The sequence below is a fragment of the Bacillus sp. V33-4 genome, assembly GCF_002860225.1.
GTDB lineage: Bacteria > Bacillota > Bacilli > Bacillales > Cytobacillaceae > Bacillus_BJ > Bacillus_BJ canaveralius.
The window spans coordinates 72149-95371 of sequence record NZ_PGVC01000016.1; the positions used below are offsets into that span (position 1 = coordinate 72149).

The following is a 23223-nucleotide window of genomic DNA, read 5'->3' on the forward strand; positions in this document are numbered from 1 at the left end:
CAAATTTCCCGCTTTTAAGGTACAATTTAGGTATAAAAGTTCATGACATATATTGAACCATAAATTAGCGACTAAACTTTAATATTCGACAAAGGGGTGGTTGAAAAGTGAAAAAGAAATGGGTATGGCGGGGTGGAATCATTTTGCTTGCTTTAGGGATTATGTTTGCCTTTGACCGTTACAAGCTTTACCAGGAAGAAAAACCGCCGCTGCCAATTGTTACTGCTAACGGCAAAGAACTCAAGCCACTGCTGGGTCCTTATCGATGGAACAACCAGAAAGAAAAAAACAAGGACATCACTCCGGGAGATCTTATTCAAGGGAAGAAGCCAGTCCTCGTTGATCCTTTATCTGAATTAAAGATTAAATTTGATGAACAGCCGGAAAACATTACTTATGGCTGGTGGGATCCGTATGGACTTGAAATATATTGGGATGGCTACATGTGGAACAACGGAACATTTACGTTCCCGAATCGTCCTGATAGATATACGCAAGCAATCAAGGTAGAATGGGCAAAAGGCGAGGCTACGTACATTATTGATGCGGAAGTTGAAAAAAAAGTCTCCTATCAAGAGTTTTTATCCGATCAGAAAGAGACACTGTCTATTTTACAGGTAGAACCTCCGGGAGAAAGTATGTGGGTAAACCTCCCGTTCGAACTTGCAAGCGAGACGATAATGAACGGAACCGCAATGAATATGGATGAATTTATTTCCCAATTTCCCGAGCTTCCGCCTCCCCCGAGTCTGCCGGCATATTTTATTTTCGATCAGGAAAAGCTCATTTTTAACACGGCTGATACGAATGCTTTGATTACGTGGCTAAGCGAAACCCTTGATATAGAGATTGTCAGTCCCAATTGGTATGCTAAAGAAGAACGCAAGTTTTCTGTCTTAATGATTTTGGATGAGAATGATGACTCTCCGCAAAGATTACGAGAACATGAAAAAATGGCTGTTATCAGCGAAATTCATGTTTTGGCCGAGTCACCGTTTGCTGTCGATAAAGATTTTGATAAACCTCTTTATTATATTTTTGATAATAAAGGAATGCTCTTCAATGCATACACATATGAAGATATGATGATGCTTTTCGAAGAGCACGCAAGATCTTTTCAGTAAGGATAAGATTAAAAAATACTATATTAATAAGGGCTATCGTGTAATGAGAAATTAATGGTAGAATATTTTGTATATAAAAATTATTTATACAATAATTCAAAGGGGGACATCGAATGTCTGATGATGTATTACAGCTGATTTCTATCAGCATTTACATGGCCGGCATGTTATTTATTGGCGGGTATGCTTATCACAGGACAAGCAATTTAACTGATTACGTGCTTGGTGGAAGATCACTTGGTCCTGCTGTTACGGCATTGAGTGCCGGAGCGGCTGATATGAGCGGATGGCTGCTGATGGGACTGCCGGGTGCCATTTATTTAGATGGATTGGCAAGCGTTTGGATTGCCATTGGCTTGACGCTGGGTGCCTACGCAAACTGGCTGTTTGTTGCACCGCGCCTTCGCACTTATACGCAAGTTTCCAACAACTCAATTACAATTCCCGGCTTTTTGGAAAACCGCTTCAAAGATCATACACGCCTGCTTAGAATAGTCTCAGGACTCGTTATTCTTATCTTTTTTACTTTTTATGTCTCTTCTGGCATCGTTTCTGGCGCAGTATTCTTTCAAAGCTCATTTGACTTAAGCTATTATACAGGTTTGGTTATTGTTGCCGGAGTTACCGTTGCCTACACGCTGTTTGGCGGATTTCTTGCCGTCAGCTATACCGACTTTATCCAGGGGTTAATGATGGTGATTGCCTTATTGCTTGTTCCGATTTTTGCGTTTTTTGAAACGGGCGGGCCAGCAGAAACGTTTGCGACGATTCGAACCATCAATCCGACATTGCTTAATTTCTTTACAGGTACAACTTTTATTGGAATTATCTCTGCAATGGCATGGGGACTTGGATACTTCGGCCAGCCCCATATTATTGTCCGCTTTATGGCGATTACATCTGTGAAGGAAACAAAGAGTGCCCGCCTGATTGGAATGAACTGGATGATTTTTTCATTGCTCGGAGCTGCATTTACAGCTTTGGTCGGAATCGCCTTTTTCAATCAAAATGCTGAGTATACACTCGAAAATCCAGAGGCAGTATTCATTCAGCTAGGGCAAATATTGTTCCACCCACTCGTTGCCGGATTTATGCTTGCCGCAGTCCTGGCCGCGATTATGAGCACCGTTTCTTCGCAATTAATTGTCACATCAAGTGCTTTAACTGAAGACATATATAAAGCGTTATTACGGAAAAGTGCTACTGACAGGGAACTCGTCTTTTTCGGGCGCATGGCAGTTCTGATCGTCTCCATCGTCGCCGCGCTTCTTGCCCTTGAACAGGACAACACCATTTTAGATCTCGTTGCATATGCGTGGGCTGGTTTCGGAGCATCCTTTGGGCCTGTAATCCTTTTAAGCCTCTTTTGGAGAAGGATGACAAATTGGGGAGCTCTGTTTGGAATGATTGCGGGAGCGGCAACAGTTATTGCCTGGTCCCTGGCAGGTTATGGCGAGACACTGTATGAAATCGTCCCTGGATTTCTTGTTAACCTGATCGTTTCTGTCGTCGTCAGCATGCTGACCTATAAGAACAATGAAGAAATTAACAAAGAGTTTGAGGAAAGTATCAGGCTGTTGAAAAGTGAATAAACATGAAGAGGTTCATCCTAAACGGGTGAACCTTTTTTATTTGGACTCTAGTTGGTGAAGTTTTCAAGTATATCAATCATTGGGTCAAGGCGTGCTTGTTTTTTTGGATCACGCTTCTTTTCCTGGGAAATATTAAGTGAATTTGTCGAATAAATCTTAATATTCTTTCAATAAATGATAACTATTATCTTATTAGTTCTATTCACTACTTTTTAATACAACTATTTATTCATTAAAAACCGAACTTTTAGTGACAATAGTCCTATATATCGAACCAAGCGGTATAATCATATCGTATCCGTTTTCATTAAAATACGAAAAATTAATTAAAGTAGCCCATTCCCTGTTGGTCACTTATTAAATTTTCTTCAGATATATTAGAAATCTACAACATAAATGGGATAAAGGAAGGTATTTTTGTGACTCGAAAATTAAATTTCTCTAAAAAAATCTCAGTTAAGTTATTATTATTAATTTCTATTATTATTATCGTCATTAGCACTTCCATCGGGGTTATCAGCTACACTTTCGCTAAAAAAGAACTCATGAACAGTGGCATGCTGGATTTAAAGCATTTGGCGGATGGGGCGATTCCAACGTTGGAATTGCTCAATGAAGATGTGGAATCAGGCAAGATAACAGTTAAACAGGCAAAAGAAAAGGCGAGAGAAATTTTCAATGGGCCTAAAATCGAGAAAGATGGCAAAAAAGTGTATGATTTTTCAAAGACACCATTTTTATACAAGAAAGAAGGCTATCTTTTTGCCTATAACTCCAAGGCTCGTGTTGAAATGCACCCTTCTCTGCCAATCGGCGAAGATAAATATGATACAAAGAACAACACGGGTGAATATGTGATTCGGAATATTTTAAAAGCGGCACGGGCTGAAAGTCTTGAAGATCATTATTATACATATGGATGGACAAATCCTGAAGAAAAGAATGAGCGTGAAAAAATGGCTTATTTGGTTTATTACGAGCCATGGGATTGGCATATCGGAGTCGGCGCATATACGGACGAGTTTTATGCCGGAATCGACAATTTAAAATTATTAATCTTGATGATTACGGTCGTCATCACAGTGGCAAGCCTTGTTGTTTTTCACTTTATGGCCAGACCAAAAATACGATTGTTACGTGCTGCTTCCGACGCTTCCCTGCTAATTGCCAATGGGCAACTGAATATTCCCAAGTTGGCTGAATCTGAAGATGAGATCGGGCAGATCGGCATTTCCTTCAACAGGATGTCTGCAGGACTTAAGAGCCAAATGGAAAAGTTACGAGAAACCAGTTCAAGTCTTGTATTCGCGGCAACCGAGCTCTCAGCAGTATCTGAAGAGACAAGCGCAAGCAGTGAGCAAATTGGTGTTGCGATGTCAGAGATTTCAAGAGGTACGGTATCGCAATCCAGTGACATTGAAGAAACAAGCCGAAACATTGAGAGTCTAACAGGATCGATTGAAAAAATGAATGAACAGCAGCATGCTATAAAGGAAATTACGTTACACTCGGACAAAGCCACGAAAAATGGTAAATTGATCATAAATTCGCTTAAGCAATCAAACGAGCAGTCGATGGAAGCCTCAGATAAGATAAGCATGGGTATAACAAGCCTTTATAATAAAATCCAGGATATTTCGCAAATCACCCAATCAATTGAAGGCATCTCCAAGCAGACGAATTTGCTTGCGTTAAACGCAAGTATTGAAGCCGCAAGAGCTGGAGAACACGGGAAAGGGTTTGCCGTCGTTGCAGAAGAAGTAAGGAAGCTTGCTGAGGAGTCAAACCAGGCAGCGAAACAGATTCATAATATGATTCTAGGAATCGAACAAGAAACGGAAGCGACTGTGTTAACAATGGCGGAAACGATCCAACTATCAACTGAGTTAACCGAAGCTGTTTGCAATACAGAATCTGAATTTGCCGAAATCGAAACAGCCGTTCAACAGACAATTACTGCTATTGAACAGTTAAACAGTGAAATTAATACGATTACCGTTCAAAGTGGGGGTATTGCAGCATCCATTCAAAACGTATCTGCCATTTCCCAGGAGACAGCTGCTTCTACAGAAGAAATTACCGCATCTGTTGACGAGCAAATCAAAGCTATTTCAAATATGTCAAGATCAGCTGACAGCTTAACTGCGATAGGTGACGAGCTAAATTCGATTGTTAAAAATTATACTTTCTAAAGTAATGGATGAAAAAAACGCTTAGAATTCCTAAGCGTTTTTCTGTTATAGCTTGATCAATATTTTTGGATTTCTTCAACTAACAGCTTGTTGACGAGCGGCGGGTTGGCTTGGCCTTTCGTCGCTTTCATAATTTGCCCGACCAGGAAGCCAATCGCCTTCGCTTTTCCATTTTTGTAGTCTTCGATCGACTGTGGATTTGCTTCAAGCACTTCATGAATGATTTTGAGAAGTGCCCCTTCATCAGAGATTTGGACAAGCCCTTTCTCTTTCACGATATTCTCTGCGTTTCCGCCTGTTTCAATTAGGTCTTTAAATACTTGCTTGGCTATTTTGGAAGAAATCGTCCCATTTTCAATCAGCTTAATCATGCCTGCCAAGCCCTCAGGAGCCAGTGCTGTCTCTGCCAACTCTTTTTGCTCGGCATTCAAGTAGGCTGAGACATCACCCATAATCCAGTTCGATGCTTGCTTTGCATCTGCACCGGCATTCACAGTTGCTTCAAAGAAATCAGCCATTTCCTTTGTAACGGTTAACACAGAGGCATCATAAGCAGGCAATCCCCATTCCTCGATGTAGCGCTTTTTGCGCTGGTCCGGCAATTCAGGGATTTCAGCGCGAATCCGCGCTTTCCACTCGTCATCGATATAAACATCAAGTAAATCCGGTTCAGGGAAATAGCGATAGTCATCCGAACCTTCTTTGACACGCATTAGTATCGTTGTATTTGTTGCTTCATCATAACGGCGGGTTTCCTGCTGAATCTCGCCACCGGAACGAAGCACCTCTTCCTGGCGCTTTTCCTCATACTCCAGTCCTTTGCGCACAAAGTTGAATGAGTTTAAATTTTTCAGCTCTGTTTTTGTGCCGAATTGTTCCTGGCCGGCAGGACGGAGTGAAATGTTCGCGTCACAGCGCAGTGAGCCTTCTTCCATTTTGCAATCGGAAACACCGGTATATTGAATAATCGACTTTAACTTCTCCAAGTATGCATACGCTTCTTCCGGAGTGCGGATGTCAGGCTCAGAAACGATTTCAATTAATGGTGTACCCTGGCGGTTGAGATCGACCAACGAATAGCCTTGTTCGTGAGTCAATTTCCCGGCGTCTTCCTCCAAATGGAGTCGGGTAATGCCGATTTTTTTCTTTTCCCCGTTCACTTCAATCTCAATCCAGCCGTGTTCGCCAATCGGTTTATCAAACTGTGAAATTTGATAGGCTTTCGGATTATCGGGATAAAAATAGTTTTTGCGGTCAAACTTCGTAACCGAAGCAACTTCACAGTTCAACGCCATCGCGGCTTTCATCGCAAAATCGACTGCCTTCTTATTTAACACCGGAAGAACACCAGGATACCCCAGCTCGACTACGCTTGTGTTCGTGTTCGGTTCATCTCCAAAATGATTCGGACTCGCTGAAAAAATTTTCGAGTCAGTTTTCAATTCCACATGTACTTCCAGGCCAATCACCGTTTCAAAGTTCAATCTTCTCACCCCTTACAACTGCGGTTTTTGTTTATGAAATTCAGTTGCCTGTTCGAACGCATAGGCAACCCGGTAGACCGTGCTTTCGTCAAAATGCTTGCCGATGATTTGGAGCCCGAGCGGCAGACCATTTGCAAAACCATTCGGAACAGAGATTCCTGGCACCCCAGCAAGGTTAACCGGAATCGTTAAAATATCATTGGCATACATCGTTAGTGGATCATCGATCTTCTCGCCAAGTTTAAAAGCCGGTGTCGGTGTCGTCGGACCAATAATGACATCATATTTTTCAAACACATCATCAAAATCTTTTTTGATCAGCGTCCGAACCTTCTGCGCTTTTTTATAATAAGCATCATAATATCCGGAACTTAGCGCAAACGTCCCGAGCATAATCCGCCGTTTTACCTCGTCACCAAATCCTTCAGCACGCGTTTTCTTGTAGAGATCAATTAAGTTTTCGGCATCAGGAGTACGATAACCGTAACGGACACCGTCAAAACGGGCGAGGTTAGCTGATGCTTCAGAGGAAGACAGTAAATAATAAGTGGCGAGCGCATATTTGGAGTGTGGAAGGGAAACTTCTTCCCAGATAGCACCAAGCTTCTCTAGCACTTTTAAAGATTCCAGAACCGATTGGCGTGCTTCTTCACCGACACCTTCGCCGAGGTATTCTTTCGGCACTGCAATTTTCAGGGCTCGCACATCACCCGTTAAGGCTTCAACAAAATTCGGTACATCAATATTAGCTGACGTGGAATCGTGCGGATCATGGCCGGAAATCGCCTGAAGTAAATATGCATTGTCTTCGACTGTACGTGTAATTGGCCCAATCTGGTCGAGGGAAGAGGCAAATGCGATCAGCCCGAAACGAGAAACACGTCCAAACGTTGGCTTTAAACCTACAACGCCGCAGAATGACGCAGGCTGGCGAATCGAACCACCTGTATCAGACCCTAGTGAAAAGAGAACTTGTCCCGCCGCAACCGCAGCAGCAGAGCCACCGGAAGAACCACCTGGTACCGTCTCAGGATTCCATGGGTTTTCCGTTTTTTGAAAACCTGAATTTTCATTCGATGAACCCATCGCAAACTCGTCCATATTTAGTTTGCCGATTGTGATTGTTCCGGCATCCTGTAGTTTTTGTGTAACAGTTGCATCGTAAATAGGGTCAAAGTTTTCAAGGATTTTGCTACCGGCCGTAGTGCGCAAGCCTTTCGTGACAATATTGTCCTTAAGCCCAATTGGCATACCGGACAAAGGACCCTTCAACTCTCCTTGATCATCTAACCGTTTAGCTGCAGCACGCGCATTCTCTTCATCCAGCGTTAAAAAAGCATGAACCTTATCTTCAACAGCTGCGATTCGCTTGTAGGATTCATCAACAAGGTCAGATACGCTGATTTCTTTTTTATTTAATTGTTCATGAAGCTCACAAACCTTCTGGTCAAATAAACTCATGTTTCTCCCTCCTTACTCTAAAATCGACGGAACTTTGAACTGCCCTTTTTCGTGATCAGGTGCGTTTTTCAGAACATCTTCACGCGGCAGCCCTTTTTCTGGCTTGTCCTCTCTCAAGACGTTCTTCATATTTAAAACGTGGGCCGTTGGCTCAACACCGTCCGTATTTACTTCATTTAGTTGCTCAGCAAAGGAAATAATTGCATCCAGCTGTTTTGTGAATTTTTCAACTTCTTCTTCCGTGATTGCCAGTCGTGCCAGGTTGGCAACGTGCTGTACCTGATCCTTAGAAATTCTTGACATACGAGTCACCCCCAATAATGTTCGAACAGTCACAATAATTATGATCATATCAAAATTTGCTTGAATTAAGCAACAATCGGCCGGGTTTTCCCTAGAAAAACTCAGCCGGTTTATATTTTGATAGATCACTGGGCGAAAAAACAAAGCCAGCCGTATCTTATGATGGGTTACAAGATGTGAAGGGAGCAGCTGAATCCTGAAAAATTTTCAAGAGAGCTTTTGGAAGTTTCATATGAGGGGGAGATGGATTGAAGAAGAATCAGCCTGATTAAAATGTTCCGGTTGAAATAAACCGGGCTTATGCTTCAGCTTTATTTTTTAAAAACTTTATTTAAGAACGAAAAAATTCCTTGTTTCTTGTTTGTTGTTGTATGTTCCGGTTTAACTTTTTGCTTAATCTCGATATCTTCTTTATCAATTGCATAACTATAGGCGAGAACAAGACCGATCTCTGTATCCTGCTCTTTATTTGTTACGATCGTGTATTCAAGCCTGCACTTTTTTGCAATTTTAATGTATTTGGACAAATCGGCATAATCCATATCTCCATTTAAATAAAGGTGGGCATTTGGATTTTGTTTCATGAGTGTTTCGGCTTCTTCGTATATTCCCGCTTCCCTAATTTGCTGTTTCGTTAACACTCCTACGATCCGTTCACGAAGCGTTCCCAAAAACTTTCGCCGTTCATCCGGCTTCGTTTCCTTCTGGCCATGAATTCCCTGCTGGATATAATCATCCACACTCGATTTTGGCAAGCTGGTCACCTCCCATATCTTAAGGCTACTATTATTTATGCCGCTGCGTCTAAAAAAGTGCTCACTGAAAAGGATTTCCCTATTCGGGTAAAAAAAAACCTTCTCACCTATAAAGAAGTACGGAGATAGTTCCGCGTTCTTTATAAAGCAAGAAGGGATAGATAGGGAGAAATTAGGTAGTGATCAGATTAGATTACCGTTTACGGGTTTAAGAAACAGTAAACTGAGCTTCTTCAGTCGATCCTTTTAAAGCAGTTGTCGACGACGTTCCGCCGGTGATGACCATCGAAACTTGATCAAAATAACCCGTTCCAACTTCACGCTGATGTCTTGTTGCAGTATATCCATGATCTTCACTTGCAAATTCGGCTTCCTGGAGCTCTGAATACGCTGCCATTCCGCGCTCTTTATAGCCGCGTGATAGCTCAAACATGCTATGGTTTAAGGCATGGAAGCCAGCCAATGTGACAAATTGGAACTTGTAGCCCATTTTTCCAAGCTCGATTTGGAATTGGGCAATCGTTTCATCATCAAGTTTTTTCTTCCAGTTGAAAGACGGCGAGCAATTATAGGCTAGCAATTTACCAGGGTATTTCGCATGAATCGCTTCCGCAAATTGTCTTGCTTCCTCGATATTAGGCTCTGATGTTTCACACCAGATCAGATCTGCATATGGAGCATAGGCGAGACCGCGGGCGATTGCCTGTTCCAATCCCGCTTTCACTCTGAAAAATCCTTCCGGAGTACGGTCACCCGTAATAAATGGTGCATCATATGGATCCACATCGCTCGTAATCAAATCAGCTGCATTCGCATCTGTCCGCGCGACCACTATCGTTGGGACCCCCATGACATCCGCTGCTAAGCGAGCCGCAATTAAATTGCGGACGGCTGTTTGTGTTGGCAATAATACCTTACCACCGAGATGACCGCATTTCTTTTCGGAAGACAGCTGGTCCTCGAAGTGAACACCTGCAGCACCTGCTTCAATCATACCTTTCATTAATTCGAAAACATTTAACTGGCCACCAAAGCCTGCTTCTGCATCCGCAACAATTGGTGCAAACCAGTCAATCGAGTTGTCACCTTCAGAATGATAGATTTGGTCGGCTCTTTGCAATGCCTGGTTAATCCGCTTTACCACGCTCGGCACGCTATTCGCAGGATACAGGCTTTGATCGGGATACATATGCCCGGAAAGATTGGCATCGGCAGCCACTTGCCAGCCGCTTAAATAAATCGCTTTTAGTCCGGCTTTTACTTGCTGGACTGCCTGATTTCCGGTTAAAGCGCCGAGGGCATTCACAAAATCCTCTTGATTGATAAGGTTCCAGAGCTTTTCTGCTCCCCGGCGCGCTAAAGTATGTTCAATATCAATTGAACCGCGCAGCTTGATCACATCCTCTGCCGAGTACGGACGGGTAACCCCCCGCCAGCGTGGATTCAACTCCCAGCTTTCCTGCAACTCTTGCACTCTTTCATCTGTCATAACTGTTTTCCTCCTAAAAATGGTCTTATTAAACTATAAAATTACATAACCTTGTAAAGTTATGAAATCAACAACCTGTACTTTACCTGATTTGTTATAATACAATAAATTTTATTATGTTTGTATTATATAACAGAGTTTCGAAAATGCAAACTGTTTTTATGTGATTTTTCAGAATTTTATTTCGACAAATTTCTTCTGTGTTTTTTACGCTAAACCAACATTTGCAACTTAATACTACCCAAAATAAAAACCGACTGAAAAAAGCCGGTTTTCGTAATGTGATTTATTTTTTAATAGAAAAATATTTTCTATTCCAGTCAATCGACAAGCGTTCAATTATTGATAAGTGATTCATAAAGCTATGGTCAGCACCTTTAATGACTGTTAATTGCGATTCAACTGGCAGCCATTTCATCCCTTCTTGCGAAATGCTTGCCAACAGCTTCTCTTCCCAGCCTTTATTGCCATGGATAATTAAAACCGGACAAGTAATCCGCTTCAAAACCTCCTCCTGGTTAAACTGTTCAAAATCCAGAAGCATCTGTTTTTCGATGATTACGGCCTTCCGGCTGCCTCCATTTTGGTAGTCTGTTATATAACCTGTTTCATTGAGTTCCTGTAATTGCAATTCAGAAAAATGTTCATTCCAGTTATATTTGACAGGACCAGTTGATGCACCCGTTAAAATCATGGTTGAGATATTTTCAGGATCAAATGCTTCTAAACAAACTCGGCTGCCAAAGCTGTGCCCATACAAAGCAATCTGTGAATAATCCTGCTCGGTTACAAACTTTACAGCCGATTTCAAATCATCAATTTGTTTTGCGAGTGTCAAGCTGTCATCATCACTTTCACCGCAACCGCTGAAATCAAAAGCGAGAGCATTGTATCCCTGCTCTTGAAATGTATTGGGAAACCGGTCAAAACGGCCTCTGGACGATTTATCTGACGTAAAACCGTGACACATAATAATGACCGCTTTGGAATCTGCGTCAAAAAAGTTCCCGACCAGGTTCAAGCCAAGTGAATTTTTAAAACTTACCTTTTCAATAATAAACCACCCCTTCGTACTATCGGTAGCCTCTCCTAATCTGATTTAACAAGCTTTCATAAAACCTTGGCAGATGAGGTTCAATCGATTTAACATCCTCACTGCGACTACCTCTTTTTCTGGTATTATTACAGGATCGAAATTATTGGATTTAATGCGTTTAATAAACATTTTGATTCCTGCTTTCTTGAAAATTAAACTCTGATTATCTATTTTTCTACATTTTTTGCAAGGACTCCTTTTCTTTCAATGATTAGTCATCAAAAAAACTATCTTAATTATGTATCAAGTGCTTTGAGCATAGAAAAAGGAGTGCTCCCCTATTCCCGAAAAATTTAAGTTCTACCTAAACTTTTGGAAACTGGAGGGGAACTCCCCATGACTTCGAGAGGCAAGATAGTTTTCATTCAAGAACTATATGATTAAGAATCATTTGCAAGCTAAATCTTCGGCGATTATCATCTTTCGCTTAATGTAGGTTTATAACCCATATTTTCGCAGCCGCTTATAAAAAGTACTTCTTGGAACATCGAGCAATTTCGCCGCTGCCGTCACATTTCCCTTTGTCCTTTGCAAGGCCTCTAGCATTAAATCTTTTTGAATTTTTTCCCGGACAGTCAGTTCATTTCCTGTTTGACTGCGCGCTTCAAGCTGCGTTGTTGCCGATTCAAATGATGGCTGCATAATCTCCGGGGAAGACATATTATGTAGAAATAGATTATCTTCAGCCGCACCATTTGAAAACAAAATATTTAACCGCTCCAGCACATTCTGTAATTCTCTTATGTTCCCGGGCCATTGGTAATCTTTCAATTTATCAAATAATCTATCTGACAATGGGATATTCCAGTTATGTTTTTGGCAAAAATAGCGGACTAGAAATGGGATATCTTCCTTCCTTTCGCGCAAAGAAGGAACATGAATTGGATAAACATGCAGACGGTAATATAAGTCTTTTCGAAAAGAGCCCTGATTGACAAGCTCAGTAAGATCGCAGTGAGTTGCTGTAATGATGCGGATATCTACCGGAATTTCTTTTCTGCTTCCAATCGGAACGACCTTCCGTTCCTGCAATACACGCAATAATGCCACCTGCATGGCTGGGGGGATTTCGCCGATTTCATCGAGAAAAAGCGTTCCCTTATGAGCCTGTTCAAACTTCCCTTTATAGCCCTTTCGTTTCGCTCCCGTAAAGGCTCCTTCCTCATACCCAAACAATTCACTTTCGATTAAGTCCTTTGGTATCGCTCCGCAATTGAGAGCGACAAAAGGTCCGTCCTTGCGGGGGCTATTTTGGTGAATGGCCTGGGCAATCAACTCTTTCCCGGTCCCTGTTTCTCCGGATATATAAACGCTGGCATCTGTGGGGGAAACAAGCTTCACTTGTTTCAAAGTGCTTTGAAAAGCCTCACTCCTGCCAATCTCTCCATTAAAATAAAACATTGATGATGAATTTGAACCAATAAATAGTCGACTGTCCGAATTACACGTTCCTTCTGATAAAAACAAACAAGTTCCCGTTACTTCTCTGCTTTCTTTAAAGGAAAGAGCGGTTTCCAAGTCAATTTGATAACCATATCGTAAAAACTGCGAAATGCTCATGCCAATTGATCGCGGTACCTTTTCACGAACCGGTTTGCTCGCTGAAATAATGATGCCGTTTTGGTTGCAAACGACAAACGGACGGTCCCTGTATTTATCCGACAGTTCAACGGAGCGCTGAAAAAGCGCAAGTTCCCTTTCATAAGATCTCTTGCTAATTTCCCGTTCTATTTCGTAAGTAATCGAAGCCACCATTCCCAACATAAATGGATGTGAATATTCAACAGGGCAGGAAATATCCAATACTCCCATTAACAATCCGTCAGCACTTAAAATTGGTGAGGCTGAACAACTCCATCGATGTGAAGCAATCGAATAATGCTCGGTTCCATTTATCGTTACGGCCTCTTTCGTCTGTAAAGCCGTTCCAATTGCATTTGTCCCAACTTCTCTTTCAGTCCAGCGAACACCTTTGATAAAATTGATTTTGCGTGCATCTTCAACTATTTTTTCGTTTCCTGAAAGGGATAAGACATATCCATCCGGATCGACTAAAAGCGCCATCATGCCGGATTTCCGGATTGTCTCGTTCATCCTGTCTATATAGGGGGAAGCAATTTCCAGAAGAAGAGAATTTTTTTCTCTTTGAAGGTTCAGTAGATCATTTGTTAAAATATTCTCGCCTTTATATAAGTAAGGATTCACTTTTTCTTTTTTACATCTGTACCAGGATTCCATTACTCTTTTGTTCAAACGGGCTGAATCAAGGACTCCTTCATTAACAAACCGTTTCCAGGTATTTAAATAACAAACAGTTTCCTTCATGCGCTATCCTCCTATTCATATGGCTTGAAGAGTGACACATAGATTTGGGAAAACTAATACCTGTATGATTCAACTGGAAGAGTAATATGGCTTGAGGTTAAATCAATTCCATGGGGAGTTTTCATAATATTATAACAAATTATGTATCCGCTTTCAATAATGCTGTTTTATTGGATAAGTGTTTCATTAAAAACAGCTTCATGCATAGTATGCGTGAAACTGTTTGGGCTATAGGTCACATAAATTCATCAGTTGCTCTCCCTGTGTAACCAACGGGTTATTTTTTTTCTGTAAACTTTGTTTTGTAATAGATATATTCAACTTTCTGCTTGGTGCTCATTAATTGTGATGCTAACACAGCTGTGTAAATAGTTGTTAAAATCAATCCACCTAGTGCAATACTGTATAGCGCATTGCCTTGCTTTTGTCCACTTAGTAAGTTACCTTGGTTCTGCCTTGATTGGTTATCAATGGACACTTCGCTCAAATTCATAACCCCCTTGAAATTCATTCATAAGTTTATTATCAATCACAAAAAGATGAAATATACAAACTTAACTAAAAAGGATTTCACAGGTGCTATGATTCATAAATTTGTAATTTACTGGTTCCCATGGATACTAATTTGGTAAGCGGGAAAGAGATTGTTTCTCATTCACTATCATGAAAATTAAAACTGAAAAAGGGCATACAAAAAGAGACCCAGAAAACACTTTCTAATAAAAGCTGAGCCTCTTGATAGATCATTATAAGAATGAATGTAATTGAGCAAATAAAGGACATTATGTTGCACCCGGAAGCCTTCAGATAATATAAATCTGAGGGATTCCTTGAGCACCAATATGAACGATTATCTTAACTGGATTTTTGTAATGGGATGCAAAATACGGAAAAATCCCTCTTTTCCCCCCATATAACTCTATTTTTGCAGCCGATTACCGTATAGTATATCTGATGTTAAAAAGACTCCAACAGGGGGCAAAGTGTCACTAATAACGGGGGATCCGGTGAGAATTGTATCGGTTGTAGCAACCCAAGTGCCAGACTCGCCTGCTTGTAATGAAGGGGGCTTCATCATAAGGCGTCCATTTAAAATATAATGTCGAATTCTAATTCGGGGATCATCGTATATCGTTAAGTTACCTGAATATGAGGCATAAGGTGAATCAAATCTTATTTGTTTGGTGCGTTCATCCCAATATCCATTAATCGGAATAGGTCTGCCACGAAAATTAACTGTACCAGTTACCCTGTTTCCGGTAATGGAGTTGATAATCATTGTGCCCCAAACGACCGGTCTGCCAGCTATAGCAGCATGGATACCCCACCGTGATGGGACTGGTATACTAACCGGGATTCCCTGAGTAGTTTGCAAAGTAGATCTCTCCTTGGATTTAAAAAATGATAAATACATAAATGAATATCAAAACTTGATGGTAATAGCTATATGTGGTTCAGATGTTATTCACTACGCTTTCGAACGGACCAATAAAGTATATGCATCGAGTAGCAAATTGGGAATAAAGAATGTTTATAAATAAAACCCTATTCCTGGGCTTAGATGACAAAGAAGCCAGCATGTTACTGCTGACTTTTTTTATTACACGGGGTGATATTAATCAGAGAATTATATTTTACACATGAGCAGAGTGACCAACAGCACTAAGCAATGCTTCGTTTTCGTTCACCATAATTCCCTGCTTTGTAAAATCGACATCAATATTCTCTAAGTTTAAAACGCTTACTCCTTATTAGTGTTTCCTGCGAGTTCCATGTCGCCCCTTGTTAGCAGTGATGCCTAATGATAATTATTTGTCTATATAACTATGAAAAAATGACTCCTCCATCGAGGATAACGGACTGGCCAGTCATATAATCTGAATCTGGCGAGGCCAGAAATGATACAAACTTGGCTACATCTTCTGGTGTTTCCGGCCTTCCAAGCGTGATTGATTGAGTAAACTGCTTAAATGCTTCTCCTTTTTCCAGATTCATATATTCACCCATTTTTTCATCAATAAGATCCCACATTTGCGTATCGACAATTCCCGGACAATAGGCATTAACCGTAATCCCGAATTGAGCTAGTTCTTGAGCTGCTGCCTGTGTTAAGCCTCTGACTGCAAACTTGGTAGCTGAATATGTCCCTAAAAGGCTGAACCCTTTATAACTCGCAATGCTGGCAGCACTAATAATCTTCCCATGTTTTTGCTTTTTCATTTGTTCAGCAGCAGCCTGCAGACAATAAAGGACACCGTATACATTTATTTCAAATATTTGTTGAAGATCTTCATCTGTCACTTCCAGCAAAGGCTTAATTTGAGCGATTCCTGCATTTGAAACCATTACATCGAGCTGTCCAAAGTGTTTTACTACAGTTTGGACCATATCAAAAACTTGATCCCTTTTGCTAACGTCTGCTTGAATCGAGAAACTTTCCCGGCCTAATTCCTTGATTTCCTTCACAACAGTTTCAGCATTGTCCAAGTCAATGTCGTTAACCACGACATTAAAACCATCTTCAGCAAGTCTTAAAGCTATGGCACGGCCAATTCCGCGGCCTGATCCAGTTACCAACGCCGTTCTCTTATTTGACTCCATCGGTATTCCTCCTTTTTATTCTTCTCTACACATGAACAGCATGGCCAACAGCACTAAGCAACGCTTCGTGTACCGCTTCGGATAAGGTAGGATGGGCGGTGATAAGATGCTCCATTACATCTGTTGTTAATTCCGCATGAAGCATAAGCGTTCCTTGGCCGATTAGTTCTGTGGCATGCGGACCGACGATGGATAAACCAACAATTTCATGATATCGCGGTTCAACCAACACTTTCACCTTGCCCATCCGTTCACCCGAAATAAGCGCTTTCCCGTTTACAGTGAAAGGGAATTCCCCAATCTTTATATCCCCGTATTGGTCCCTTGCCTGTTTTTCCGTCAGACCTACACTGGCTATTTCCGGATGAGTATAAATACAGCGGGGCACAGCCCGATAATTCGTTTTTGCAGCCGTGCCGCAGGCGTTCAGCGCGGCAACCGTCCCTTCATGAAAAGCAACATGAGCCAGCTGGATTCCTCCAATGACGTCGCCGCATGCATAAATTTTGGGTACACTGGTTTGCAGTTGTTCATCCACCAAAATTCCCTGCTTTGTATAATCAACACCAATATTCTCTAAGCCTAAACCACTTAGTCTTGGTTTTCTTCCAATTGATACAAGTACGCAATCGGGCTGAAATTCATGGATACCTGCATTATTCTCTGCCACAACCTTCTTTTTTTCTATATTGATATCCTTCACTGTAGTCGAGGTATACAAGGTGGCTCCCTGGCTCTCCAATTCTTTATGTAAGACGGAAGAGATATCTTCATCTTCTCCAGGAAGGAGCTGTTCGGCCATCTCAACGATGGTAACCTTCGTTCCCATCCTGCCATAGATGCTTGCGAACTCGCATCCGATCACACCGCCTCCTATGATTAAAAGGGAAGAAGGAATGGATTGGGCATGCATCGCTTGACTGCTGTCGATAATCCACTCTCCATCAAACGGTGCAAACGGTAAAAAAATCGGTTCTGATCCCGAAGCAATAATCACTTGGTTCACTTCAATGTGTTCACTTTCTGCAGCGTTCTCTATCCGTAATGCATAACGGTTCAGAAACGAAGCCGTTCCCCTGATCACTTTTATTTTATTCTTCTTCATCAAGTATTGAATACCTTGCACAAGTTGAGTGACAATTGTGTTCTTCCTCTGCTGTACTGCATTCCAATCGATCTCTATTGATTGGGATGGCAGACGGACACCAAATGATGCTGCATTTTTGACAAGCTGAAACGTATCAGCACTCTGCAATAAAGATTTCGTTGGCATACATCCTTCGTTTAAGCAGGTGCCTCCCAATAATGCCTGCTCAATCAGGATGACTTCTTTTCCCTGCCGGGCAGCCGTAATGGCCGCGACATACCCGGCAGGGCCTCCTCCTATTATCGTTATCGGTGTCAAAGGATCTTCTCCCTTCTATAAAAGCATCGTCATCGGCTCTTCCAAATAGCGTTTCAATGTTTGTAGAAATGCTGACGCTGGAGCGCCATCAAGGACGCGATGATCAAAAGTTAAGCTAAGCGGCAAGATGCTTCTTCTTTTCAATTCATCCCCTAAATAAACAGGTGTATCAAAGACGGCTCCTACACCGAGAATACCTGTTTCCGGCGGATTCAAAATAGGGGTGAAGTGTTCAACACCGTATGCGCCAAGATTGCTTATTGTAAAAGTGGATCCCTGCATTTCCTCACTGGAAAGCCGCCCTGCTCTTGCTCTCCGGGCGAGCTCTTTGCTTGCCTTCGACAATTGCCGTATTGTGCATTTTTCGGCGTGCCGGATGACCGGAACCACCAGGCCTGTTTCCAATGCTACTGCAATACCGAGATGAACCTCCTCAAAGAGATGAATTTTTTCATCAATATAGGCACTGTTCATTTGTAAATGTTCCTTTAACGAAAGGACAGCTGCCCGCGAAAGAAAGTCTGTTACTGTCAGCTTTTCGTCGTTGTTTTTTTGCATGGCTTCAGAGGCCTGTTTTTGCATTTTTAGGAGTTCTGTTACATCAGCCTTCATCATAATCGTTAATTGTGCGCTGTTTTGTAAACTATCCTGCATACGTCTTGCAATGACTTTGCGGATTCCACTGAGGGCAACCTGCCGCGCATTTTCAGTAGATTGGCTTGGAAGTTCTTCACTTATTACATTTTCAGCTTCCCTGCTGCGGGAATTGTGAATGGCTTCCTGTACATCCTCTTTTGTGATTCTCCCACCGGGTCCTGTTCCTTTAATTTTTTCAACATCCAATTTGGCCGCCTCAGCCATTTTCCGGGCGACCGGTGAAATTTTCACCCGATCACCTCGACTGATAACCGCTACAGTAGAAAGTTCTTTTTGTTTTAGAGGCTCTTTGTCCACGTCACGAATGCTAGTTTCCTGTCGGTTAACTTCATTGGAGATGATCTCTTCTCCGGCGTTTCCGATGTAACATATAACCGTACCAGGAGGGACACCTTCTCCCTCTGGTACAGCGATTTTTAGAATCGTGCCATCTGCCGGAGATTCAACATCCATTTCTATTTTTTCAGAGCTGATGCTGGCAATGGTTTCTCCCGCCCCAACCGCGTCTCCGACTTCTTTATTCCATAGTGATACTGTGCCTTCCTTCATTGCCATTCCCAACTTCGGCATTACTACTTCTACTGCCATTTATGCGCTCTCCTTTCTGTCGTTAACCCCTTATACACCAAGAGGTTCGCCAAGTAATTCAGATACCACTTTGATCACTTTCTCCGGTGTAGGAAGATAAATATCTTCCAAAGGCGGTGAAAATGGTACAGGAGTATGAGGTGCAGTTATCCTTTTGATTGGCGCATCAAGCGAATCAAAACCTTTATCCGCGACCAGTGCAGCTATGTCCGTGGCGATGCTGCATCTCGGGTTGGCTTCATCAATCACGATCAAGCGATTCGTTTTTGCAACAGAGGTAAGGATCGTTTCCTCATCGAGCGGCGATAAGCTTCTTGGGTCTACTATTTCGATTTCGATTCCTTTAGCAGCAACCTGCTCTGCCGCCTGCATGGCGGTGTGGACTTGTTTGCCGACCGCAACAATGGTTAAATCAGTTCCTTGGCGTTTAACTTCGCCTTTCCCGATCGGAACTGTGTAATACCCTTCCGGCACTTCCCCCTTCTTGTTGTATAGTGTTTTGTCCTCGAAAAAGATCACCGGATCGTTGTCTTCAATCGCTGCAAGCAACAACCCTTTCGCGTCGTAAGGAGTTGACGGCACTAGCACCTTTAGTCCCGGGATGCTTGTAAACAGGCCATATAAACTTTGGGAATGCTGGGCCGCTGCTCTAAACCCGGCACCGTGCATTGTCCGGATTGTAACAGGAACTTGCGCTTTTCCTCCAAACATATAACGGAACTTGGCTCCCTGGTTCATGACCTCATCCAAACAACTCCCAATAAAATCGTTGAACATTAATTCAGCAATCGGACGCAGACCGGTAGACGCAGCTGCCATCGCTGCACCCATATAGCCAGCTTCTGCGATGGGTGTATCCAAAATCCGGTCACGGCCAAATTCCTGGACGAGTCCTTTTGTAACCCCAAGAACACCGCCCCATGCTTCATCATCCTGCAGATGGTCGACTTCCGCGCCGCCTGCAACATCCTCGCCCATCAGAATGACGTTTTCGTCCTTTCTCATTGCCAGCGTCATCGCCTCGTTTATCGCTTCTGACATACTGATTTCTCGTGCCATCCTTCATTCCTCCTTTTATTTTTAATATGAAACATAAACATCGGTCAGCAAATCGGATTGATCCGGATACGGGCTGTCCTCACTAAATTTCACAGCATTCTTTATCGCTTCTGATACCGAATCCTCAACTGATTTCAGTTCATTTTCATCCAACAGCTGCTGATCGAGCAGATATTGCCTGAATGGAATAATCGCGTCCTTCTCTTGCTTGTGGACTTTCTTTTCTTCCACTGTTTTATATTTCTGGGCATCTCCCTCAAAATGTCCGTAATTACGGTAAGTAACGCATTCGATCAATGAAGGGCCCTCTCCTCTGCGGGCTCTTTGAATCGCTTCTTCTGCTGCCTTAAAAACGGCCATTACGTCTTTACCATCGACTTGAACACCCGGGATATTGTAACCGATCGCGCGATCTTTAATGGCCTTGCAGCTTGACGCATACGTAAATGGAGTCGCTTCTGCATAGCCGTTGTTTTCCGCGACGAACACAACCGGCAGCTTCCATATCGCAGCAAGATTGATTCCTTCATGGAAAGTGCCATGATTATTTGCCCCATCACCAAAAAAGCAAACGCTTACATTATTGGTCTTTTTGTATTTAGCCGTTAAGGCTGCCCCACAAGCGAGCGGAAATCCTCCTCCGACAATTCCATTTGCCCCCAGCATTCCTTTATCCAAATCGGCAATGTGCATGGAACCGCCTTTACCTTTGCACAGACCTGTTGCTTTTCCATAGATTTCAGCCATCATTCCATTTAAGTCGCATTCTTTCGCAATACAATGGCCATGGCCACGATGGGTACTCGTGATGCTGTCTTTTTCAGTGAGATGCGCGCAAACGCCGACAGCCACGGCTTCCTCGCCTGCATAAAGGTGAACAAATCCCGGAAGAATTCCTGTTGCAAACAGTTCATGCACCTTATCTTCAAATTCGCGGATCTCAAGCATCTTTTTGTACATCCAATGTGCCTTTTCCTGAGACAAGATCAATTCTTTGCTTTTAGTCGTTTCCATTTATAAACCTCCATTCGTAGATTTGATTCACTATTGTTTAATGCAAATATCGTGCCAACACAGCCTAGCGTAAAACATAGCATTATTCTTATATACTGGGACAAAAAAAGAGACAAAATGAGATGGTGTCTCGTTTTGTCTCTTTTTGATTACCTCATCGCCCCTATGTGTGGCGCACAGGCGTTGCTGAGCAACTGTACAAATGCATCATTCACTATTAGTTCATAACCAAACCGCCATCAACCATTAAGTTCTGGCCAGTTACGGCTCTTGCCAATGGTGAAGCAAAGAAAACAATCGCATCCGCGACCTCGGCAGGATCTTTTACTTTTCGAAGCGGTGTTGACGACTCAATTAATTGAAATACTTCTTCAGAAGTGGCAGAACTTGCATCGGTCATTTTTAATAGTCCTCCTGAAACCATATTGACCGTTATTCCATACTGACCTAATTCCCACGTCAAAAAACCCCATAATGGGGTTTATTAGATTGATTTTAATACAGCAGTATATTTCCTTTATAACACTCCTGAAAACAGCCGCGCAAACGATTCCTTTGTTCTTTCAATATAGCCCCTCTTGTAATAAGCAACAGGCCGGATGAGCTCGCTGTCTTCAGTATCCTCTTCGTAATGGGCAATAAGGTCCCGGATTGAGCTTGTGCCAAATAAAAACACATTCACTTCAAAGTTTAAGTGGAAGCTGCGCATGTCCATGTTTGCAGTCCCAATCGAAGCAAGGTTTCCATCAACAATGATGATTTTCTGATGCAGAAATCCTTTTTTGTACGAATAAACTTCAACGCCGCATCTTAACAGTTCTGAAAAATAAGAGCGTGAAGCATATTGGGTTAGAAAGCCGTCATTAATTTCCGGTACCATCACACGAACCTCCACTCCTTTTACGGCAGCAACCCTTAGTGCGGTTCGAATTGCCTCATTTGGCACAAAATAAGGTGAAGCAATCCAGATTGACTTTGTCGCACTTGCTATCAACGCGTAAAAAAAGTCACTCATGATCCCTTGCTGTGTATCAGGGCCACTCGCCACTACCTGCACAGCTCCATCCAATTCTCCTTCCTCGATCGGCTTTGGATGAGGCCGTTTTTTAAGAACACTTTCTCCGCTGACATACTCCCAATCTAATAAAAAAATCGTATGGAGTGTATAAACGGCGTCACCCTCAAGCATTAAGTGGGTATCCCTCCAGAATCCAATGCTGTCATCTTCGCCAAGATATTCCACACCGACATTCAATCCGCCGACAAATCCAGATTCGCCATCGATAACGACAATTTTCCGATGGTTGCGAAAGTTAAACTTTTGATTAAAAAATCCATATTTTAGTGGAGAAAAGGGATAGGCTTTAATTCCGGCACTTTTCATTTTGGCGATATCCCCGCCAGACAGGCTCATACTGCCTGCCGCGTCGAAGATAAACAAGACTTCTATTCCTTCCCTGGCTTTTTCTATCAAAATTTCAATGATTTCCTTCCCAAGCCGGTCAGACCGGAAAATATAATATTCGATATGAATATATTTTTCAGCAGCTCTGAGTTTTCTCTTCATTTCCGAAAAAGTTTCCTGGCCATTATTCAGCACAGTAGTTCTCGACGCAGTACTAATCGAAGTCAATGAAGCTCTGCTCGCATACTTGGCGAAGACTTGCTGATTGTCCTGCAAAAACGCTAAACTGGGTGCTTTTACTCGATTCAACAGCTTTAGCCATTCTTCCCTGTCTTTACTCCGCTTATTTTTAAACAAATAGCCTTTTAAATAAAGCTGACCTGAATATAAATAAAAGAAATATCCCAAGAGGGGGAAGAGGACGAGAACATACATCCACAGCAGGGTATGCGGGGCAGAGCGGTTTTCAAGCATTAAAGAGTAGACACTGATCAAAATAATCACACCGTATATGATCGCAAAAATGAGCTTTATAAATGATGAGAAACCACTAAACATCATAATATATAATGCTGTTGCCAAAATAATCACAAAAAGAAATTCTATTCTCCGTTTTATCATTTGATCATTCTCCACTAAGTCTATTTAACTGCATATACCCATAAAGTTAGCC

General features: G+C 42.2%; 18 protein-coding genes and 1 pseudogene. 3 read left to right on the plus strand and 16 right to left on the minus strand.

Annotation, left to right across the window (positions count from 1 at the left end; all coding sequences use genetic code 11):
* Positions 1-107: 107 nt before the first annotated feature.
* The 3 genes from CVD23_RS06580 (at position 108) to CVD23_RS06590 (ending at position 4908) form a co-directional block, all read left to right on the plus strand.
* Entirely contained in the window at positions 108-1124 is a 1017-nt protein-coding gene (locus CVD23_RS06580; protein WP_101665535.1) for a hypothetical protein, read from the plus strand.
* Positions 1125-1237: 113 nt separating this feature from the next.
* Entirely contained in the window at positions 1238-2716 is a 1479-nt protein-coding gene (gene putP, locus CVD23_RS06585; protein WP_101665536.1) for a sodium/proline symporter PutP, read from the plus strand.
* A 557-nt stretch (positions 2717-3273) separates the two neighbouring features.
* Entirely contained in the window at positions 3274-4908 is a 1635-nt protein-coding gene (locus CVD23_RS06590; protein ID WP_374702619.1) for a methyl-accepting chemotaxis protein, read from the plus strand.
* 56 nt (positions 4909-4964) lie between these two features.
* Here the strand turns inward: CVD23_RS06590 and gatB are convergent, their stop codons facing one another.
* The 16 genes and pseudogenes from gatB to cls all read right to left on the minus strand — a co-directional run bounded on the left by gatB (position 4965) and on the right by cls (position 23171).
* The gene (gatB, locus tag CVD23_RS06595) at positions 4965-6392 is read right to left on the minus strand and encodes an Asp-tRNA(Asn)/Glu-tRNA(Gln) amidotransferase subunit GatB (protein ID WP_101665538.1); all 1428 of its coding nucleotides are present in this window, start codon (positions 6390-6392) and stop codon (positions 4965-4967) included.
* Positions 6393-6404: 12 nt separating this feature from the next.
* Positions 6405-7853, minus strand: coding sequence for an Asp-tRNA(Asn)/Glu-tRNA(Gln) amidotransferase subunit GatA (gatA, locus tag CVD23_RS06600; RefSeq protein ID WP_101665539.1), 1449 nt, complete (start codon positions 7851-7853; stop codon positions 6405-6407).
* A 12-nt stretch (positions 7854-7865) separates the two neighbouring features.
* Positions 7866-8156 (minus strand): Asp-tRNA(Asn)/Glu-tRNA(Gln) amidotransferase subunit GatC, encoded by a 291-nt coding sequence (gatC, locus tag CVD23_RS06605; RefSeq protein ID WP_101575903.1) that lies wholly within the window; start codon positions 8154-8156, stop codon positions 7866-7868.
* A gap of 311 nt (positions 8157-8467) precedes the next feature.
* Positions 8468-8911, minus strand: a complete 444-nt coding sequence (locus tag CVD23_RS06610) for a YueI family protein (RefSeq protein ID WP_101665540.1) — start codon at positions 8909-8911, stop codon at positions 8468-8470.
* 208 nt (positions 8912-9119) lie between these two features.
* Positions 9120-10400 (minus strand): isocitrate lyase, encoded by a 1281-nt coding sequence (gene aceA / locus CVD23_RS06615; protein WP_101665541.1) that lies wholly within the window; start codon positions 10398-10400, stop codon positions 9120-9122.
* A 286-nt stretch (positions 10401-10686) separates the two neighbouring features.
* Positions 10687-11421 (minus strand): alpha/beta hydrolase, encoded by a 735-nt coding sequence (locus CVD23_RS06620; protein WP_101665542.1) that lies wholly within the window; start codon positions 11419-11421, stop codon positions 10687-10689.
* 513 nt (positions 11422-11934) lie between these two features.
* Positions 11935-13821, minus strand: a complete 1887-nt coding sequence (locus CVD23_RS06625; protein ID WP_101665543.1) for a sigma-54-dependent Fis family transcriptional regulator — start codon at positions 13819-13821, stop codon at positions 11935-11937.
* 277 nt (positions 13822-14098) lie between these two features.
* The gene (locus CVD23_RS06630) at positions 14099-14299 is read right to left on the minus strand and encodes a hypothetical protein (RefSeq protein WP_257988080.1); all 201 of its coding nucleotides are present in this window, start codon (positions 14297-14299) and stop codon (positions 14099-14101) included.
* A gap of 441 nt (positions 14300-14740) precedes the next feature.
* Positions 14741-15196, minus strand: a complete 456-nt coding sequence (locus tag CVD23_RS06635) for a hypothetical protein (protein ID WP_101665545.1) — start codon at positions 15194-15196, stop codon at positions 14741-14743.
* A gap of 449 nt (positions 15197-15645) precedes the next feature.
* Positions 15646-16422: an acetoin reductase gene (locus CVD23_RS06640; RefSeq protein WP_101665546.1), complete on the minus strand. Its 777-nt coding sequence runs from the start codon at positions 16420-16422 to the stop codon at positions 15646-15648.
* Positions 16423-16447: 25 nt separating this feature from the next.
* On the minus strand, positions 16448-17827 hold the full coding sequence (gene lpdA, locus CVD23_RS06645) for a dihydrolipoyl dehydrogenase (protein WP_101578278.1): 1380 nt from the start codon (positions 17825-17827) through the stop codon (positions 16448-16450).
* Between the two features lie 15 nt (positions 17828-17842).
* A complete protein-coding gene (locus CVD23_RS06650; RefSeq protein ID WP_101578279.1) occupies positions 17843-19072 on the minus strand; it encodes a dihydrolipoamide acetyltransferase family protein in 1230 nt (409 codons plus the stop codon).
* 30 nt (positions 19073-19102) lie between these two features.
* Positions 19103-20131 carry an alpha-ketoacid dehydrogenase subunit beta gene (locus tag CVD23_RS06655; protein ID WP_101578280.1) on the minus strand — a complete coding sequence of 343 codons (1029 nt, stop codon included), beginning with the start codon at positions 20129-20131 and terminating at the stop codon, positions 19103-19105.
* 21 nt (positions 20132-20152) lie between these two features.
* Positions 20153-21145 (minus strand): thiamine pyrophosphate-dependent dehydrogenase E1 component subunit alpha, encoded by a 993-nt coding sequence (locus CVD23_RS06660; RefSeq protein WP_101578281.1) that lies wholly within the window; start codon positions 21143-21145, stop codon positions 20153-20155.
* A 217-nt stretch (positions 21146-21362) separates the two neighbouring features.
* A pseudogene (locus CVD23_RS06665) lies at positions 21363-21599 on the minus strand (SDR family oxidoreductase); the annotation flags it as partial.
* A gap of 63 nt (positions 21600-21662) precedes the next feature.
* On the minus strand, positions 21663-23171 hold the full coding sequence (gene cls / locus CVD23_RS06670) for a cardiolipin synthase (protein WP_101578282.1): 1509 nt from the start codon (positions 23169-23171) through the stop codon (positions 21663-21665).
* Positions 23172-23223 lie beyond the last annotated feature (52 nt).

Coding starts and splice junctions, on each gene's coding strand:
- putP (WP_101665536.1), top strand. CDS start 1,238: ATGTCTGATGATGTATTACAGCTGATTTCTATCAGCATTTACATGGCC.
- CVD23_RS06590 (WP_374702619.1), top strand. CDS start 3,274: ATGCTGGATTTAAAGCATTTGGCGGATGGGGCGATTCCAACGTTGGAA.
- gatA (WP_101665539.1), bottom strand. CDS start 7,853: ATGAGTTTATTTGACCAGAAGGTTTGTGAGCTTCATGAACAATTAAAT.
- gatC (WP_101575903.1), bottom strand. CDS start 8,156: ATGTCAAGAATTTCTAAGGATCAGGTACAGCACGTTGCCAACCTGGCA.
- aceA (WP_101665541.1), bottom strand. CDS start 10,400: ATGACAGATGAAAGAGTGCAAGAGTTGCAGGAAAGCTGGGAGTTGAAT.
- CVD23_RS06625 (WP_101665543.1), bottom strand. CDS start 13,821: ATGAAGGAAACTGTTTGTTATTTAAATACCTGGAAACGGTTTGTTAAT.
- CVD23_RS06640 (WP_101665546.1), bottom strand. CDS start 16,422: ATGGAGTCAAATAAGAGAACGGCGTTGGTAACTGGATCAGGCCGCGGA.
- CVD23_RS06650 (WP_101578279.1), bottom strand. CDS start 19,072: ATGGCAGTAGAAGTAGTAATGCCGAAGTTGGGAATGGCAATGAAGGAA.
- CVD23_RS06655 (WP_101578280.1), bottom strand. CDS start 20,131: ATGGCACGAGAAATCAGTATGTCAGAAGCGATAAACGAGGCGATGACG.
- CVD23_RS06660 (WP_101578281.1), bottom strand. CDS start 21,145: ATGGAAACGACTAAAAGCAAAGAATTGATCTTGTCTCAGGAAAAGGCA.
- cls (WP_101578282.1), bottom strand. CDS start 23,171: ATGATAAAACGGAGAATAGAATTTCTTTTTGTGATTATTTTGGCAACA.